The sequence below is a fragment of the Acinetobacter sp. UBA1297 genome (assembly GCF_002307755.1).
In the GTDB taxonomy this organism is placed as follows: domain Bacteria; phylum Pseudomonadota; class Gammaproteobacteria; order Pseudomonadales; family Moraxellaceae; genus Acinetobacter; species Acinetobacter radioresistens.
In genome coordinates, this window is the sequence record NZ_DBUF01000027.1 from 20,049 (window position 1) to 37,311 (window position 17,263).

Annotated in this window: 16 protein-coding genes; 12 read left to right on the top strand and 4 right to left on the bottom strand. The window is 42.9% G+C overall.

The window, feature by feature from the left end:
- From B3R63_RS11880 to B3R63_RS11890, 3 genes are all read left to right on the top strand, one after another.
- Positions 1-1,857 carry a TonB-dependent receptor plug domain-containing protein gene (locus tag B3R63_RS11880; protein WP_286731340.1) on the top strand — a complete coding sequence of 619 codons (1,857 nt, stop codon included), beginning with the start codon at positions 1-3 and terminating at the stop codon, positions 1,855-1,857.
- A gap of 99 nt (positions 1,858-1,956) precedes the next feature.
- A complete protein-coding gene (locus B3R63_RS11885; protein WP_111282340.1) occupies positions 1,957-2,535 on the top strand; it encodes a cob(I)yrinic acid a,c-diamide adenosyltransferase in 579 nt (192 codons plus the stop codon).
- Positions 2,536-2,579: 44 nt separating this feature from the next.
- Positions 2,580-3,293 (top strand): glycerophosphodiester phosphodiesterase, encoded by a 714-nt coding sequence (locus tag B3R63_RS11890; RefSeq protein WP_286731344.1) that lies wholly within the window; start codon positions 2,580-2,582, stop codon positions 3,291-3,293.
- A 9-nt stretch (positions 3,294-3,302) separates the two neighbouring features.
- On the opposite strand, the gene B3R63_RS11895 is transcribed toward B3R63_RS11890, so the two are convergent.
- Positions 3,303-3,836 carry an META domain-containing protein gene (locus B3R63_RS11895; protein ID WP_286731347.1) on the bottom strand — a complete coding sequence of 178 codons (534 nt, stop codon included), beginning with the start codon at positions 3,834-3,836 and terminating at the stop codon, positions 3,303-3,305.
- 196 nt (positions 3,837-4,032) lie between these two features.
- Here B3R63_RS11895 and B3R63_RS11900 point away from each other — a divergent pair, with 196 nt between their 5' ends.
- Complete coding sequence (locus B3R63_RS11900; RefSeq protein ID WP_005018486.1) at positions 4,033-5,196, top strand: acyl-CoA desaturase; 1,164 nt, start codon at positions 4,033-4,035, stop codon at positions 5,194-5,196.
- 173 nt (positions 5,197-5,369) lie between these two features.
- On the top strand, positions 5,370-6,812 hold the full coding sequence (locus B3R63_RS11905; protein WP_286731349.1) for a protein adenylyltransferase SelO: 1,443 nt from the start codon (positions 5,370-5,372) through the stop codon (positions 6,810-6,812).
- 334 nt (positions 6,813-7,146) lie between these two features.
- Here B3R63_RS11905 and B3R63_RS11910 read toward each other — a convergent pair whose 3' ends face one another.
- Positions 7,147-7,833, bottom strand: a complete 687-nt coding sequence (locus B3R63_RS11910; protein WP_005018483.1) for a response regulator — start codon at positions 7,831-7,833, stop codon at positions 7,147-7,149.
- A gap of 12 nt (positions 7,834-7,845) precedes the next feature.
- Positions 7,846-9,513: a sensor histidine kinase efflux regulator BaeS gene (baeS, locus tag B3R63_RS11915; protein WP_034430262.1), complete on the bottom strand. Its 1,668-nt coding sequence runs from the start codon at positions 9,511-9,513 to the stop codon at positions 7,846-7,848.
- Between the two features lie 133 nt (positions 9,514-9,646).
- On the opposite strand from baeS, the gene B3R63_RS11920 reads away from it, so the two are divergent.
- The 3 genes from B3R63_RS11920 to B3R63_RS11930 all read left to right on the top strand — a co-directional run bounded on the left by B3R63_RS11920 (position 9,647) and on the right by B3R63_RS11930 (position 14,118).
- Positions 9,647-10,054, top strand: coding sequence for a hypothetical protein (locus B3R63_RS11920; protein ID WP_005018481.1), 408 nt, complete (start codon positions 9,647-9,649; stop codon positions 10,052-10,054).
- Positions 10,055-10,363: 309 nt separating this feature from the next.
- The gene (locus B3R63_RS11925) at positions 10,364-12,166 is read left to right on the top strand and encodes an acyl-CoA dehydrogenase C-terminal domain-containing protein (RefSeq protein WP_286731355.1); all 1,803 of its coding nucleotides are present in this window, start codon (positions 10,364-10,366) and stop codon (positions 12,164-12,166) included.
- A 170-nt stretch (positions 12,167-12,336) separates the two neighbouring features.
- Positions 12,337-14,118, top strand: a complete 1,782-nt coding sequence (locus B3R63_RS11930) for an acyl-CoA dehydrogenase C-terminal domain-containing protein (protein WP_286731358.1) — start codon at positions 12,337-12,339, stop codon at positions 14,116-14,118.
- An 88-nt stretch (positions 14,119-14,206) separates the two neighbouring features.
- On the opposite strand, the gene orn is transcribed toward B3R63_RS11930, so the two are convergent.
- On the bottom strand, positions 14,207-14,770 hold the full coding sequence (gene orn / locus B3R63_RS11935) for an oligoribonuclease (protein WP_005018477.1): 564 nt from the start codon (positions 14,768-14,770) through the stop codon (positions 14,207-14,209).
- Positions 14,771-14,896: 126 nt separating this feature from the next.
- Here orn and rsgA point away from each other — a divergent pair, with 126 nt between their 5' ends.
- The 4 genes from rsgA to secB all read left to right on the top strand — a co-directional run bounded on the left by rsgA (position 14,897) and on the right by secB (position 17,229).
- Positions 14,897-15,955 (top strand): small ribosomal subunit biogenesis GTPase RsgA, encoded by a 1,059-nt coding sequence (gene rsgA / locus B3R63_RS11940; RefSeq protein WP_075041306.1) that lies wholly within the window; start codon positions 14,897-14,899, stop codon positions 15,953-15,955.
- Positions 15,956-16,057: 102 nt separating this feature from the next.
- Entirely contained in the window at positions 16,058-16,480 is a 423-nt protein-coding gene (locus B3R63_RS11945) for a rhodanese-like domain-containing protein (RefSeq protein ID WP_005018472.1), read from the top strand.
- Positions 16,481-16,491: 11 nt separating this feature from the next.
- Complete coding sequence (grxC, locus tag B3R63_RS11950; protein ID WP_005018469.1) at positions 16,492-16,749, top strand: glutaredoxin 3; 258 nt, start codon at positions 16,492-16,494, stop codon at positions 16,747-16,749.
- Positions 16,750-16,776: 27 nt separating this feature from the next.
- Entirely contained in the window at positions 16,777-17,229 is a 453-nt protein-coding gene (gene secB / locus B3R63_RS11955; protein ID WP_005018466.1) for a protein-export chaperone SecB, read from the top strand.
- Positions 17,230-17,263 lie beyond the last annotated feature (34 nt).

A 17,263-nucleotide genomic window follows, 5' to 3' on the forward strand; every position in this document is an offset into this window, starting at 1 on the left:
ATGTCTATTTTATTTCAACCTACCCGTCTGGTAGGGGCTATCGCTATTGCGATGGGGTGTTCTCCTGCCATTTTTGCTGAAGATACGATTATATCGGCTCAACTTGACCCAATTGTAGTAACTGCGTCAAAAAGTGCTGAAAAAGCAAGTGAAATACCTGCTCGAATTACGATTATTAAACCTGAGATTATTGAGCAGTCTTCAATAGCTTCACTACCTCAGCTACTGCAAACCGATGCATCAATCAATGTAGTGCAGACTGGTGGTTACGGACAATATTCAGAGATCTATCTTAGAGGAACAAAATCATCTCAAGCACTAATATTAAGAGATGGAGTACGTTTAAATTCAAATACATCAGGACAAGCTAGCTTACCTTTTATTGATACTACAGATGTTAAACAGATTGAAGTTTTAAAAGGGCCGGCATCTGTTTTATATGGTACAGATGCGATCGGTGGTGTTATACAAATAATTTCCACAACCCCAGAAAAAAACAGTGCTTTTATTACAGGTGAAGTAGGTGAGAATAAAACTTATAAATCTGTAATTGGCGCTGATTTGGCAGAAAACGGATTCTATGCACAGATTCGTGGTCAACGTTTAGAAACCGATGGCACGCCTGTAACTAATGCAAAAAATAATAAAAGAGCTAGTTTCGACCAAAAAGGTTATAGTCTAAAAGTTGGAATAGAAAAAGATATTTATGCTACATCTTTAGATTATAGTAAAAACCAAGGTAATAGCGACTATGATCAAAATAACAATTTAGTATCTCAAGATTTTGAAAATGAAATTGTTAATTTTAAAAGCCGCTTAAATATTTCAGAACAGGTTGCTATTCATACTCGCCTTTCACAGTTTAAAGATAATATCGATCAGAATAACTCTCCTGACTATGTACACAGTACAACTCAGGAAGCTGAACTATATACAAAATGGCAGTTTTCACCTAGCCAAAATATCTTGACAGGTATTTCACACAAGAACACTAAAGCCAATATTTTTTCTAAAGGTGAAGGTTATGAGTGGGATGGTGTATATTATCCTGGTCAAGATGTTTTTTATAATAAAGATGTTAAAACAACAGGTTACTTTGTTCAGCATCAATACCAGACAGATATACTGAATACACAAGCAGGTATTCGTCTTGAAGATCATGAGCGTTTCGGTAATCATACAGTAGGACAAATTGCTGCCCGATATTTCCTTTCCCCATCTACAAGTATTTATACTAATATTGGTTCTGCTTTTAAAGCTCCTACAAATAATGACTTGTATGCTATTGGATGGGGAGCAAATCCTAATTTAGAGCCTGAAAAAAGCATATCTTATGAACTAGGTTTTGATCATCAATTAACTCAGCAGCTTTCTGCCGGATTCTCTGTCTATCAGACCCAGATTGATGATTTAATTTCTTCAAGAGGCTCACAGCTAATTAATATAGATAAAGCTAAATTAACAGGTAGTGAAGCTACTATTAACTGGCAGAAAGATGAGCTATTTTTAAATATGGCTTACGCCTATATTCAGGCTAAAAATGATATTACCAAGAAAGACTTAAATCGTCGGCCACGTCAAAATATAACATTAACAGCGGGGTGGGATGATAGAATATATGGCCTCTCAGCTTCTGTAATAGCAAAATCAAAAGCTAAAGATTTTTCTGAATCTACAATTCCTGGTTATATAACAGCCAATATAAATGCCTACTGGCAACTTACACCTACGGTTAAACTCTTTACTAATATTGAAAACATTGGCGATGTCGAATATAAAACAGCTTACAACGGAAATAATATTTACTATGTTAACGGGGGCCGCCTAGCATCAGCTGGTGTTACATTCCGTTATTAATATTTGAACTCTAAAAAATATATTTAAAACAGCGCAGTTTATGGATAATGTTCTGACCGGCATTATCCTTTTTTATTGCTTTCAGTTTAAGGAAAACTTATGGGCCACCGTTTAAGTAAAATTTATACCCGTACAGGCGACTCAGGTACTACCGGCCTTGGAGATGGCTCACGCGTCGCCAAGGATGATCTGCGTATAGACGCTTTAGGGGATGTGGATGAATTGAATGCATGTATAGGCGTCTTACGTGCACAAATTGCAGTGAGTACAATCAAAGACAAAAGCTGCTGGGATAAATCTCTGAGTTTAATTCAACACTGGCTGTTCGACTTAGGAGGTGAAGTCTGTATTCCAAATTTCAACCTGCTACAACCAGTTTCAGTGGAATTTCTTGAAAAGGAAATTGACCGGATGAATGAAGATCTACCGATGTTAAAGGACTTTATCTTACCGGCAGGCACTTTAGCCTGTAGTTATGCCCATCAGGCACGTGCTGTTTGCCGTCGTGCCGAGCGCACCCTGATGTCTGTACATAGCCGTGACCAGAATATCCAACCGACATCCTTACAACTTCTGAACCGTTTATCGGACTGGTTGTTCGTGGCTTCACGTGCTTTGCAACGGGCTGAGGGTGGCAATGAGGTTCTGTGGCAAAAAAATATAAATGACACAATTTAGGTTTATAATATTCAGTTAAGTTCAAAACTCGTTCGAGTTGTTTCATGAAAATTATTGGCCATCGTGGTGCCCGTGGTGAAGCTCCTGAAAATACACTAGGGGGCTTCCAGTATTTACGTGATTTGGGAGTCCGTGCTGTCGAGTTTGATGTACGGCAGCTCAAGGATAACTGTCTTACTGTTATTCATGATGATAACTTTCTGAGAACCGCAGGCTTGCCTCACCCCCTGTATGAATGTATTGAAAGTGATCTGGTACATTATGACCACCGGCATCAGTGGACCAACTGGCCTAAAACGGAAAACACGCCAAAATTACAGCAGGTGCTTAGTCTGCTAAATGACTTTGAGCATATTGAAGTTGAGATTAAACCGGTTACTACACTTCCAGAAGCAGAAAAACTGACATTGAGCCTGGAACAACAGCTACAAGGTCTGGAGCAACAGGTTACTATCACCAGCTTTGATGAAAAAGTCTTAAGTAGCTTGCAGCAGCAACGCAGCAGATTTAAACGCGGCCTTCTGGTAGAAGATGATATTAAAAGCAAGGCAATCGAAAAAGCCCATCATTTAGGCTGCTCGCATATTGGCTGGATGGACCAGTTGGCTACTCCTGAAATGATTCAACTGTCTCATTTAGCTCAACTGAATATTAGTGTATGGACAGTCAACAGTATTGAGCGGGCAAAAGCCCTGCGTGATGCAGGGGTACAAGGTCTTATTACCGACATTCCCAAAACCATGCAGAGCCAGCTTTAAATCAGTTGACTAGTTTTTCTCGGCCTGAATCAGAATCTGGCCAGCCCGGTCCTGCAAATACAGCTGCTTATTATTCAGCTGGAAACGGCTGACCCGCTCTAAAGCATCAGCCAGATTAGCTTCCTGTGCCAGTGCCTGATCACAACTCTGATGTCCTGCCTTAGCAGTCAAGTTCAGGGTTTTCTGGGTTGTATTGATGTCATAACGCCCAAAGACAATATTACACCCTGTATGTCCGGTCACGGTTCTTGATACAGAGTTTAAACGGATAAAAGGTACCTGATTGAAAAATTTGGCTGGCTGGCTTTTAATTTTGACAATACGCCAATTTACATCCTGAACACCGTCACGGCTGAGCTGCTTAGATGACGCTTGAGTCACTACTTTTTGTTTTAAGACTGGGCGGGTTTCTAGAGAAGTGGAAGGTTGTGATGACTGGCAGCCTGCAAGCCCAATCAATAACATTAAACTGCCTGTAAGCATGCTAAGCCTTAGATTCAAAAAGGTATATTTTTTAAACGCTTTATCAGTATATTTCTTCATATTGTACTCTCCTGCTTACGCGTGAAAAACAAACATTCATTCTGTTACGGTTTAAGGTGTACAAGCGTACAATAATGCTAGTGAACAGCTGTACTCACATGTTAAGATGCGGGTCTTATGGCTATTTTTGACAGAAAATAGCTGCGCTGTTTCGTTTTTGCCTTTGTTGCAAAGGCTTGTAGGAGCGTTACTGGAGATGAATAATCCTCCCCTAACCAAAGCCCCAATTAACTGGACCGCCAGTATTACTCTACTTGGGACTCCCATTGCTGCCGCTGTTCTGATTCCGCTTTACGCGTATCATCATGATTTTAGCTTAAGTGCATGGCTCAGCTTATTTTTCTTGTTAGCATTTAGTAGCTTAAGTATTACTGCAGGTTACCATCGGTTATGGGCGCACCGTGCCTATGAAGCCTCCCTGCCTTTAAAAATCCTCCTGATGATTGGTGGAACGTTTGCAGTACAAAATAGTATTTTATACTGGGCTTCTGGCCACCGTACCCATCATCGTCATGTTGATGATGTAGAAGAAGATCCGTATTCCATCAATAATGGTTTCTGGTATGCCCACCTGGGCTGGATGATTCGTGACTATCCGGCTGCAGCACCTAACTATAAAAATGCACCTGACCTCTTAAATGACAAACTGGTTATGTTTCAGCACAAGTACTATGTACCGCTGGTAATTGCCGTACATGTTGCAATTCTGGGCGGGATTGGCTGGGCTGTAGGTGATATCTGGGGAGTAGTTCTACTGGGTGGGTTGTTACGTCTGGTTCTAAGTCATCATGTGACTTTCTTTATTAACTCTCTTTGTCATATGTGGGGCAAACGTCCCTATACAGATGAAAATACAGCACGTGATAACTTCTGGCTGGCAATTGCTACCTGGGGTGAGGGTTATCATAACTATCACCACATTTTCCAGTACGACTATCGTAATGGTGTAAAGTGGTGGCAATACGACCCTACCAAGTGGCTCATCTGGAGCTGTTCAAAACTGGGACTTGCTAAAAATCTGCGCCGCATACCAAGCTTTAATATCAAGAAAGCTGAACTGGCAATGAAGTTTAAATATGCTGAACAAGATCTTGCTATCTACGGCCATGATGTGAATACAGATATTAGTACTGTTAAACAGCGGCTTGCTCAGGAATACGAAGCTTTTACTCATACCTTAAATGACTGGGCTAAACTCAAGGAACAGGAGCTTCATGCTAAAAAAGCTGCTGTAGCAGAAAAAATCCACCAGATGGATAACCGCCTAAAAGGTGAATTCCAGCAGGTAGAGGAGCGTCTGGCTCATCACCGTAAATCGTTAGAAGAAGTTATGCGTGGTCTGAAAAAACAGACCACCTGATTTTTAAAACTTTAAAAAAGGCTAAAACCGGAAATGGGTTCTAGCCTTTTTTCTTTTAAAGCAGTTATGTTTTTAAGGTATTTGTATCCAATTCTTATCACGCCTTAACTAGTGCTAGGCTGGAACAGTAAATTTGTTATAGTAAATCTATATTTTTATTTGTCTGGTACCTTATGCAATTTAATCCAAGATATTCTTCCCTCGACTCCCGACTTTATCATCAGCAACAGCCTGTACCATTACGAGGTGCCAAGCCGGGCCACTTTAACTTGCATCTGGCGGAAGAATTGCAATGGACTGAAGAAGAAAAACAAAACTGGGTTGAAATTTGCAGCGGACAAAGAACGTTTCAGAAATGTCCGTCCTTAGCCATGGTCTATGCAGGACATCAGTTTGGGCAGTGGGCCGGACAACTTGGAGATGGCCGCGGCCTGCTGATTGCACAGGTACTTGACCGACAAGGCCAGACGATTGACCTTCATCTTAAGGGTGCAGGACCTACCCCCTATTCACGCATGGGTGACGGCCGGGCAGTATTGCGTTCGGTAATCCGCGAATATCTGGCTGGTCATGCACTTAATGCCTTGGGTGTACCATCTAGCAATGCCGTAGGTTTCACCAGTTCCACCCAGAATATACAGCGCGAGACATTGGAACCAGGTGCCATGCTACTGCGAACTGCTGATAGCCATATTCGCTTCGGACATTTTGAGTGGATTAACCAGTATGCTCCAGAGTTACTTAGAGATTTCACATATCAATGTATCGAGTGGCATTATCCGGATTGTCTGAAAACACAATTACCTGTACTGGCGTTTGCTGAAGAAGTGATTAAAAGAACTGCCAGCATGATCGCCAAGTGGCAACTGGTTGGTTTTGCCCACGGGGTGATGAATACCGATAATCTTAATATTACTGGTTCGACCCTTGATTTTGGTCCTTATGGCTTTATGGAGCGTTTCCGCCCGGGCTGGATCAATAACCACTCGGATTATCAGGGGCGCTATAGTTACCAGAACCAGCCAAGTATTGCTCACTGGAACTTATGGATCTGGTTAAATAACCTTATTCCTTTGGCTGAAGAAACCGACAAGGAACAATTCAAGGAAGAACTTGCCAAATGTCTGGAACAGTTTGAACCGACCTTTTTGGAACAGTATCAATTTGGTTTATGTCAGAAAATGGGCTTACCCGAATTCCATAAAGACAGTATGGAATTTGGTATGGCCTTCTTAAGAATTCTGCAAAGTGAACAGTTGGACTACACTCACAGTTTTATCCGCTTACAGCAAAAGGAATATAAGGCTCTTCGTGATGACTGTCTCGATATCCGGCAGTTTGATACCTTCTTAACCCTGTATCAGCAAATCCGTGAGCATCAGGACACAGATAAGCTGGATCAGGCCATGCAACAGGTTAATCCTCGCTATATTCTGCGTAACCACATGGCACAAAAAGCGATTGAACTGGCAGAACAGGATGACTTTTCTGAAGTAGACCGTTTATTCACCTTACTCAGTCAGCCGTTTATTTTTCAGCCAGAAACCGAGAAACCGGAAGACCTGGCTCCTCTACCAAGTGATATACCTGAAATTATGGTTAGCTGCTCTTCATAGCTGAAACTGTAGAGGTGTGGATAAGATACATTTTATCCACACCTCTAATCCGATTAGAGCCAACTAATTAGAAAAAATACAGGGAATTATAAGTATTTGTTCAGCAACTATTTCTCTAAAAACAATTTATCTAATGGGTTTTATAAGAAATAGAGTATTTGTCGTATAAAGACAAGAGAATAATATATGGCTAGCAGACTTATCATATTCTGCACCGCACTGATCATCAGACAACTTCTTAGCCTCAGCATCCACAGCCTCTAACCAGAGCTAATCAATAAAAAGCGGATCATATGCTGTCCGCTTTTTAGTGAGAAAATTAAAGCTTTGCTATTTATTCATCTGGGTATTCAAAACGATAGCCTACCCCGTAAACTGCTTGAATCCACTCATGGCGGTTGCCAGTATTAGCTGCATCAGTGATTTTACGGCGCAGATTTTTAATGTGGCTATCAATCACACGGTCGGCTACATCAAAACTGTCAGGATTAATATGATCTAACAGCTGGGCACGTGAATATACCTGTCCCACGTGTTCTAAAAACAGCTCTAACAGGCGGAACTCTGTGGGTGTCAGATTCAAGGATTTCTGCTGATACCAGATACGCTGTTGCGCCTTATCGATTCTGAAAAGACTATTTTGTTCAGGTTCAGCCTTGCGGTCCAGACGGCGCAGTACTGCCTGTACACGTGCCACCAGCTCTTTAGGACTAAACGGTTTACAAATGTAATCATCAGCACCCATATTTAAGCCAAGTACACGATCAATTTCTTCAGTCCGGGCAGTGACCATAATAATAGGAATATCTGACTGTTCACGTACTTTTCGGCAAATAGTCAACCCGTCCATACGCGGTACCATTAGATCCAGAATCATGAGACTTGGTTTGCGCTGAAGGAAATGGTCATAGGCTTCTTGCCCATCATGAAAGACGCTCACTTCAAAACCGCCAGCCTCAAGATAATCGCGTACCAGTCCAGCAAGTTCAACTTCATCTTCTACCAGCATGACATGCTTCATGAGTGTGCTTCCTTATATAGTGGTTAATTTGGGAAAAGTCAGCTTGCAACGCAAACCGCCGAGTGGTGAATGATGGAATGTTAATTCTCCGCCCATGGTTTGGGCAATTTTACAGGACAGGGCCAGACCTAATCCGGTTCCGCCGGTACTGCGTGTACGCGAATCATCTACTCGGTAAAAGCGCTCACCCAGACGTGACAGTTGCTCATCGCTGAGCCCAAATGGGCTGTCATCCACATACAGACTCCAATGCGTATCAGACTGTTCAGTATGAATACGGATTTCTCCACCACTTTCTGTATAGCGAATACTGTTTCCAAGCAAGTTGACCACAATTTGTTTGAATCGGTCTACATCCAATTGTAATTCAGCCCCTGTTCCCTCTGAGTGTACTGAGAGTCCTGCCTGTTCAAAGTTCGGCCGGAAGTTTTCAATTTCCTGCTGTACCACAGACCACGGATCAACATTAGAGAAATAGCACTTGAGCTGCTGGGCCTCGGCCTGGGCCAGATCCGCCAGATCTTTAGTAAGTTTTTTCAGACTGCTGACCTGACGCATCATGGCAGCAAGATGCTCAGGGGTAGCTTTTCGGATACCATCCTGCATGGCTTCAATCTGGGCCTGTAGTACCGCTAACGGTGTTTTCAACTCATGTGAAGTATCTGCAACCCATTGCCGGCGTGACTGCTCATGCTGGTCAAGAATAATTGCTAACTGGTTAATCTCATTGGCCAGATCACCCAGCTCATCATTACGGCGAATTTTGACCTGATGCAGATAATTACCTCGAGTTAATTCCTGTGTGGCACGCAGCAGGCGCTGAATCGGTTTTTTAAAATAGGTTGCCATTAATATAGCAGCAATCAAACTGGCCAAAATGGTTAATGCGTATACTAAAAGCAGGTAGCGCTTCTGGTTACTGAAGAAATTGATACTTAAAGCATCATCCTGATCCAGCACAGGTTTTAAGCCCAAATAGCCGACTACCTGATTACCTACCACTATAGGACGATAAGATACTTCCTGATCAGAGGGCTCACCGACTACAAACTGTCGCTGGGCATCATACAGTGATAACCGCGAACTTAGCCCCAGACGGTCTGGCATAAAAATGAACCGTTTTTTACCAGCTTGAGCTTCTACGCTTTGAAGCGTAGAGGGATTGGTTTTCTTTTCCGGATTATGGGTCATGCTCTGGTTAGCACTTAACGGAAAACGCAATCCTTCAAAAGGCTGATATTCGGAAGGTAAATTTTCTTCAATAAACCGCAGTTCTTCAGTATCCACCATTTTTTGCCGTAACTGTTCATTGGCCGGAAACTGGGGAGAGACATTCATCATGGAATGTTCTTGAAAATAACGCTGCTGCAAGGCAATATCGTATTGACGGCGCAGCCACCACCGCGAAAGACGGTCATAGTCGTCTGGTGCAGCCTCACCTTCAATCTGTAAAATCTGCGCCTGAATAGCATTACCCCAGTCCTGATATAAACCGTATACACCAGCCAGATTACTGATCAGAAGATCCAGCTTCTGCATTTCTACATCTGCCACATACTTGGCAAAGTTTTTCTGCATGGTCCAATGTAATACCCCCAAGCTGAGCGTCGTAATGAATAACGTCGTAAATAGCACGGTCAGAAACAGGCGTAAGGCAATAGGAACTCGGCGGATCTTCAAAACAATTTCTCAATTTATTCTTCTGATTCATCATTGTAACCAAGCTCTGGCAAAAATACTCTTCATTGTTTCTACATCTTTATTATTTAATCTTAAGCTATTGGTAAATATAGTTGGCTCAGGAGTAATAATAATGAAATCTTTAATCAAGGCCGGATTATTGGGTACAGCGTTGACTGCTGTTATGGGCCTGACTGCCTGTCAATCCTCTACAGCTCCACAAGATAAACCACATCACCCAATGATGCACAAAGATGGTGATAGAGGTCATCATATGAAACGCCATCATCGGAATATGACACCGGAACAGCGTGCAGAGTGGGATAAGCGCCGTACTGAACGGCAGATGCATTATCAGCAGCTCCAGCAGGCCTGCGCAGGTAAGCCTGCCGGACAAACCGTTCAGCTCAAGATGGCCGACAAAACCATTGAAGGCACCTGTGAAATGCGCTTTAAGCCTAAACGGACAGCAACAGTGGCGCCCCAGCCTTCAACTGCTCAGCCATTAACACCGCAGCCTGCTGCTAAACCGGTAGCATGAAATTAAAACTATTAAAGACACCTTTGGGTGTCTTTTTTATTTAATTCCTTGCTCATACCATACATATTCCCTTACGATTTTGACTATTTGTGTCAGCTTAAAATAATAAAAACTGTTTACACTCAAACAGGTTAGATTTTTCAAGTGTCTTTTCTTTGACTTTACAGTCACCAACAATACCCCTTCGACGCTTGTGTGGTGGTGCAACTTATTGCACGATGTAAGCGTACAAATATATGTGTCGCTGCTGGCACGTAAATCGTTTATTAGGATTATAAATCTGGTTTAACCAGTATTGAGGAACCCGATATGCCACAATACAAAGCGCCCTTACGTGATATGCAATTTGTTCTGCATGAACTGTTAAATGCTGAAGAACATTATGCAAAATTACCGGCTTTTCAGGAAAATGTAAGCCGTGATTTAGTAGATCAGTATCTTGAAGCGGCTGCAGACTTTTGTGAAAACGAACTCTCTCCGTTAAACCAGATTGGTGACCGTGAAGGCTGTAGCTGGAATGATGGTGTAGTGACTACACCAACCGGCTTTAAAGAAGCTTATCAAAAATATATCGAACTCGGCTTCCCATCTCTTTCTGCTGAAGAGCAGTACGGCGGTCAGGGCCTGCCAAACTCGCTGGGTATTGCTATTTCTGAGATGGTAGGTAGTTCTAACTGGGCTTGGGGCATGTACCCGGGTCTGTCTCATGGTGCAGTGCGTACTCTTGAGCATCATGGTTCTGATGAACAAAAAGAGACCTATCTGCCGAAACTGGTATCAGGTGAATGGACTGGCACCATGTGCCTGACCGAGTCACATGCAGGTTCTGATCTGGGTATTATTCGTACCAAAGCTGAACCAAATGCTGATGGCAGCTATGCAATCTCTGGCGAAAAAATCTTTATTTCTGCTGGCGAACACGACATGGCAGAGAATATTATTCATATTGTTCTTGCCCGCTTGCCTGGCGCGCCTAAAGGTACCAAAGGTATTTCCCTGTTTATTGTGCCAAAATTCAATGTAAATGCTGATGGTTCAGTTGGCGAGCGTAATGCCGTGCGTTGTGGTTCAATTGAACATAAAATGGGAATTCATGGTAATGCCACCTGCGTTATCAATTTTGATCGCGCAACTGGTTACCTGATCGGTCCTGAAAACCGTGGCCTGAACTGTATGTTCACATTCATGAACACGGCACGTATTGGCACGGCAGTACAAGGTCTGGCTGCATCTGAGTCAGCATTCCAAGGGTCTATTGTATATGCAAAAGACCGTCTGGCGATGCGTTCGCTTTCTGGCCCTAAAGCTCCAGAAAAAGAAGCTGATCCAATTATTGTTCACCCGGCAGTACGTAACATGCTGATGACTCAGAAAGCATTTGCCGAAGGTGGCCGTGCACTGGTTTATCTGCTGGCCCAGCATGCTGATGTTGTTGAAAAAGGCGCAACTGAAGAAGAGCGTAAATTCTCTGACAATATTCTGTCACTTCTTACCCCAATCGCCAAGGCATTCCTGACTGAAACCGGTCTGGAAGCTGCGAATAAAGGTATTCAGGTGTATGGCGGTCATGGTTTCATTTCTGAACATGGTATGGAACAGATTGTACGTGATACCCGTATTGCCTGCCTGTACGAAGGAACTACTGAAATTCAGGCTCTTGACCTGCTAGGCCGTAAAGTGCTGGGCACTCAAGGTGCCATGCTGAAAGATTTCACCAAGATCATTCATAAATTTGCCGAAGCAAACAAAGATAATGCAGAACTTGCCGAGTTCATCGAGCCACTTGCCAAACTCAATAAAGAGTGGGGTGAGCTGACTATGCAAATTGGTATGAAAGCAATGCAAAATCCGGATGAAGTAGGTGCAGCAGCAGTTGACTACATGTACTTCTCGGGCTATGTAACACTGGCTTACCTATGGGCACATATGGCGCTTCTGGCTCAGCAGCAGCTGGCAGCTGGCAGTACAGAAGTTGATTTCTACAATGCCAAAATTACCACTGCACGGTTCTACTTCAAGAAAATCCTGCCACGTGTACGCTCACATGTTGACGTAATCGCAGGCGGCCTTGATTCACTCATGGCACTTGATGCTGAACATTTCGTCTTCTAACAAAACGTTGTTATAGCGAGTTTTCATGGGAAAGGACTGCACAGCATTATTCTGGACAGTCCTTTTCTTTTATCAAATACTCAAAATCTGGTACGTAATCGGTTAAGGTATAACGGCACTTTACTTAACTTGATTAAAATCTACTGATTCGAACAATAAACAGGTGAACTATGCCAATTTATAATGCACCTCTTGCAGATATGCGCTTTATTCTGAATGATGTCTTTCAGGCAGAACAATTCTGGCAAGCCAATGAAAACCTAAACCATGTAGATGCAGCAACTGCTGAAGCAATTCTTGAAGAAATGGCCAAGTTTGCACAGAACGTGACTCTGCCATTAAACCGCAGTGGTGATGAAGAAGGTGCACAATATAATAATAGTGCAGTCACTACTCCTGCGGGCTATAAGGAAGCTTTTCGCCAATATGCAGAAGGTGGCTGGATTGGCTTGGGCGCCGATGAAGAATGGGGCGGTCAGGCAATGCCAAAAATGCTGACTGTATTGGCAGATGAAATGCTGTTTGCGACCAATCCGGCATTCATGCTCTATCCCCTGCTTTCTGTAGGTGCAGGTATGGCACTTAACAGTTATGCTTCGCAGGAACAAAAAGAAACCTATCTGCCAAAAATCTATTCAGGTGAATGGTCAGGGACCATGTGTCTGACTGAGCCGCATGCGGGCACTGATTTGGGTATTATTAAAACCAAAGCAGAACGAAATGAAGATGGCAGTTACAGTATTACCGGTACCAAAATTTTCATTACCGGTGGCGACCATGACCTGAGTGATAATATTATTCATCTGGTATTGGCAAAAACTCCGGATGCCCCTGCTGGTTCACGCGGTATTTCGCTCTTTATTGTTCCAAAATTTCTGGTCAATGAAGATGGCAGTCTAGGTGAACGTAACCCTGTCGGACCAGGCTCTATTGAACATAAGATGGGTATTAAAGCCTCCGCTACCTGTGTAATGAATTTTGATGGCGCTAAAGGCTTTATTGTTGGTAAAGAGAATGAAGGCCTGGCAGCCATGTTCGTTATGATGAACTATGAACGTCTGTCAATGGGCATTCAAGGTATCGGAGCTTCCGAGTTCGCCTACCAGAATGCAGCCCAGTATGCCACTGACCGTATTCAAGGTCGTAGCGCCTCAGGTATAAAATCACCCAACAAGGTTGCCGACAGTATTCTGGTTCATGGCGATGTACGCCGTATGCTGCTTAATGTTCGTGCTAACAATGAAGCATCACGTGCATTTGCGGTGTATGTAGGTCAGCAACTGGACATTACCAAGTTCTCTACTGACCCTGAAGCTGTGAAAAAAGCCAATGATCGCGTGGCCCTGCTCACTCCAATTGCTAAAGCATATTTAACGGATACGGCATTCCAGGCAACTCTGGATGCACAAATGGTTTTAGGCGGGCACGGTTATATTCGCGAATGGGGTATGGAACAATGTGTTCGTGATCTGCGTATTGCCCAGATCTATGAAGGCACCAATGGTGTACAGTCACAAGATCTGATTGGCCGTAAGCTGATAAAAAATAATGGTGCTTTCCTGGAAGAGTACATTGCAGAGATCCGTGATTTTGCCAACAATATGGATACTCATCTCAACTTCATTAAAGATGCAACACTAGACGCGGCAACTGATATTGAAGCGGTAAGTCGTTTTATCATTGAACAGGCATCAGAAAAACCAGATTTCTCTAACTCTGTTGCAGTTGACTTCCTGCATGCAGTTGGCCTGCTCAGCTTCAGTTATATGTTTGCACGTATTGCAGCGGCAGCAAAAGATAAATCTGGTGAGTTTTACCAGAACAAACTGACCTTGGCACATTACTTTGTACAGCGCATTTTACCTGAACTGTCTATGCGTATTGCCAAGATTAATGCTGGCTCTGACCTGGTGATGGAATTTAGTGAAGAGTTCTTTACATCACAATCTTGATTCAATATCTAAAAAAACGCCTGTAAATTCAGGCGTTTTTTTATGACTGATATTTCTATTCAGCAGCATATTTGAGTCTAAAAATATCTTAATGCTGGTTATCATGTGTAATAAAGAAATACTCGCGATAATATTTCAATTCACGGATTGAGTCACGAATGTCATCCATTGCCAGATGCGATGCCTGCTTTTTAAGGCCACTCATAATTTCTGGCCGCCAGCGTTTCGCCAGTTCCTTGACTGAAGAAACATCCAGATTACGGTAATGAAAGAATTGTTCCAGTTCTGGCATTAACCGGTGCAGAAAACGGCGATCCTGACAGATCGAGTTACCACACATTGGTGAAGTTTTCGGGTTAACCCATTTTTTTAGAAAATCTATCGTCTGCTGTTCTGCTTCAAGAGCAGTTAAAGTACTACGACGTACACGCTGAATCAGACCCGATTGTCCATGCTGGCGAGTATTCCACTCATCCATTGCATTTAAGACCTGATCAGACTGGTGAATAGCCAGTACCGGACCTTCAGCCAGAATATTTAAATGATCATCTGTAATAATTGTTGCAATTTCAATAATCTGATCGTTATCGGTATCTAAACCGGTCATTTCCAGGTCAATCCAAATTAACCGTGTATCTGGGGTACTACTCATGAAAGACCATCTTAATGTACTTGGAAAGTAATAATAGTAGCAAATTTCTTGTATCTTGGCTGTAACTTCAACCCCGCTTCATGCTATTTTTGCCATCCTTAACAGGTGGTTTTTCTCAGGATATGAATGGCATTAATTCGTAAACGTCGCTTGACTGAACAACAGCAACGCCGGATTCAGAAACAGCAAAAAACACGTCAGGAAGAAATCGATACTTCAAATGACCTTGAAGGTCTGGTGGTACAGCATTATGGCCGCCAGCTTGAAGTGGAAGCCTTGTCTGTTCCTGTTGAACATCCGCCACAACCTGTGACCCAGCCAGGTGAACCGGAGCCATTCTGGAAACCGATTGAACTGGGCAGTATCTGGCGCTGCCATACCCGTACCAATCTAGAATTACTGGTTACCGGAGACCGGGTCAAATGGCAAGCCGACCCCAATACCGGTTTAGGTATTATCACAGCGATTCATCCGCGGTCTTCCTTACTCACCCGTCCGGATCGCTATCATAAGGTCAAACCGGTTGCAGCTAATATTTCTCTGATCGTAGTCGTTTTTGCTGTCTTGCCAGAACCGGCCCCGATGCTAATTGACCGCTATTTAGTTGCATGTGCAGATGCCGAGATACCTGCGCTTCTAGTACTCAACAAAACTGATCTGCTCAGTCAGAATGATCCTATTTTACAGCTAGTGTCCGAATATGAAGCACTGGGTTATGAAGTCATGCAAACACAGTCTAAAGGTGATCTGTCTGCTTTGGCACAACGCTTGGATGGTGAAACTGTCGCATTTGTAGGCCAGTCTGGTGTAGGAAAGAGTTCCCTGATCAATGCAATTGTTCCTGATGCCTCTCAGAAAACCAATATAATTTCCGAGAATTCTGCTTTAGGTCAGCACACGACTACTTCTACGCGTTTAATCCGTTTTGGAACTAGCGGCGCATTGATTGATTCGCCTGGAATTCGTGAATTTGGCCTGTGGCATCTGGATGCAGATAAGGTTCAGCGCGGTTTTCCTGAAATTGAAAATCTATTAGGGCACTGTCAGTTCCGTAACTGTACTCACACACATGAAAAACATTGTGCGCTTAGAGAGGCGGCGAAGAATGGAGAAATTCTGCCCCGTCGTCTGGAAAGCTATTTACGCTTGCAGGATGAGATTGCTGAGGCTCAGCAAAAAAATTAGTTTTATTACGGTTTTCTAAAGCCCATCCCTTGAAGGGATGATTTTGATCACCATATATATACGATATACTCTAGATCAGTTTTGATTTGAATTAGGTGACTTGTGGAACGTTGGCTTGAATTTATGGGGAATCACCCCTTTTTGTTTGGTACGTTAGGGGTTTTGCTGGTGTTGTTTTTCATTTTTGAAGGACAGCGAAATGGCCGCAAAATTTCACCGCAGTCACTTGGAATTCTGGTCAAGGCAAAAAATGCCATGCTGATCGATCTGCGTGATGCTAAAGATTTTCGTGAAGGCCATATTAGTGGTAGTCGAAATATCCCTTATAGCCAGATCGCCAATCATGTTGACGAATTAAAAGCGACAGAACGTCCTTTAGTTTTTATCTGCAATCTGGGTCAGGTTGCAGGTAGTGCGCTACAGAAAGTTGGACATAATGACAGTTACCGTCTCGACGGTGGCATTAGCAACTGGAAAGCCCAAGGTTTACCCTTGGTAAAAGGTAATAAAACCACCAAAGCTTAAGGAGATATTTTATGGCTGCTGAAGTAACAATTTACTCAACCACCTTCTGCCCGTACTGTGTACGTGCTAAACAGCTTCTTGAGCGTAAAGGTGTAGCATACAAAGAAATTAACTTATCAAATGAAGCACCTGAAGTACGTGTGGAGTTGATGCAGCGCACTAATCATCGTACTGTTCCACAAATTTTTATTAAAGATCAGTTTATCGGTGGTTTTGATCAGCTCTATGCTCTTGAGCGCGAAGGTAAACTCGATAGTCTTTTAGCTTAACCCGTTTCCATATCAAGGATATAAAGAATGAGTGAAGAACAACAAACTCAACCACAACTTGCCTTAGAGCGTATTTATACTAAGGATATTTCTTTTGAAGTACCAGGGGCACAAGTATTTACCAAAGAATGGCAGCCTGAACTGAATATTAATTTATCCTCTTCCGCAGAGAAAATTGATCCGACTCATTTTGAGGTTTCACTCAAAGTAGTAGTTCAAGCGAACAATGCCGGCGATACTGCGTTTATTGTCGATGTAACCCAGTCAGGCATTTTTTTGGTAGATAATGTTGAGGAAGAGCGTCTTCCTTACATTCTGGGTGCTTATTGCCCGAATATCCTGTTTCCGTTCCTGCGTGAAGCTGTAAATGATATGGTTACTAAAGGTAGCTTCCCGCAATTGCTTTTAACTCCAATCAACTTTGATGCCGAGTTTGAAGCTAATATGCAACGGGCTGCCGATGCTGAAGGTCAGGCTTAATTAACAGCCTGTAAAAAAGACCGCAATTTGCGGT

Coding starts and splice junctions, on each gene's coding strand:
- secB (WP_005018466.1), top strand. CDS start 16,777: ATGAGTGAAGAACAACAAACTCAACCACAACTTGCCTTAGAGCGTATT.
- B3R63_RS11905 (WP_286731349.1), top strand. CDS start 5,370: ATGCAATTTAATCCAAGATATTCTTCCCTCGACTCCCGACTTTATCAT.
- B3R63_RS11920 (WP_005018481.1), top strand. CDS start 9,647: ATGAAATCTTTAATCAAGGCCGGATTATTGGGTACAGCGTTGACTGCT.
- rsgA (WP_075041306.1), top strand. CDS start 14,897: ATGGCATTAATTCGTAAACGTCGCTTGACTGAACAACAGCAACGCCGG.
- B3R63_RS11895 (WP_286731347.1), bottom strand. CDS start 3,836: ATGAAGAAATATACTGATAAAGCGTTTAAAAAATATACCTTTTTGAAT.
- orn (WP_005018477.1), bottom strand. CDS start 14,770: ATGAGTAGTACCCCAGATACACGGTTAATTTGGATTGACCTGGAAATG.
- grxC (WP_005018469.1), top strand. CDS start 16,492: ATGGCTGCTGAAGTAACAATTTACTCAACCACCTTCTGCCCGTACTGT.
- B3R63_RS11885 (WP_111282340.1), top strand. CDS start 1,957: ATGGGCCACCGTTTAAGTAAAATTTATACCCGTACAGGCGACTCAGGT.
- B3R63_RS11925 (WP_286731355.1), top strand. CDS start 10,364: ATGCCACAATACAAAGCGCCCTTACGTGATATGCAATTTGTTCTGCAT.
- B3R63_RS11930 (WP_286731358.1), top strand. CDS start 12,337: ATGCCAATTTATAATGCACCTCTTGCAGATATGCGCTTTATTCTGAAT.
- B3R63_RS11900 (WP_005018486.1), top strand. CDS start 4,033: ATGAATAATCCTCCCCTAACCAAAGCCCCAATTAACTGGACCGCCAGT.
- B3R63_RS11880 (WP_286731340.1), top strand. CDS start 1: ATGTCTATTTTATTTCAACCTACCCGTCTGGTAGGGGCTATCGCTATT.
- B3R63_RS11910 (WP_005018483.1), bottom strand. CDS start 7,833: ATGAAGCATGTCATGCTGGTAGAAGATGAAGTTGAACTTGCTGGACTG.
- B3R63_RS11890 (WP_286731344.1), top strand. CDS start 2,580: ATGAAAATTATTGGCCATCGTGGTGCCCGTGGTGAAGCTCCTGAAAAT.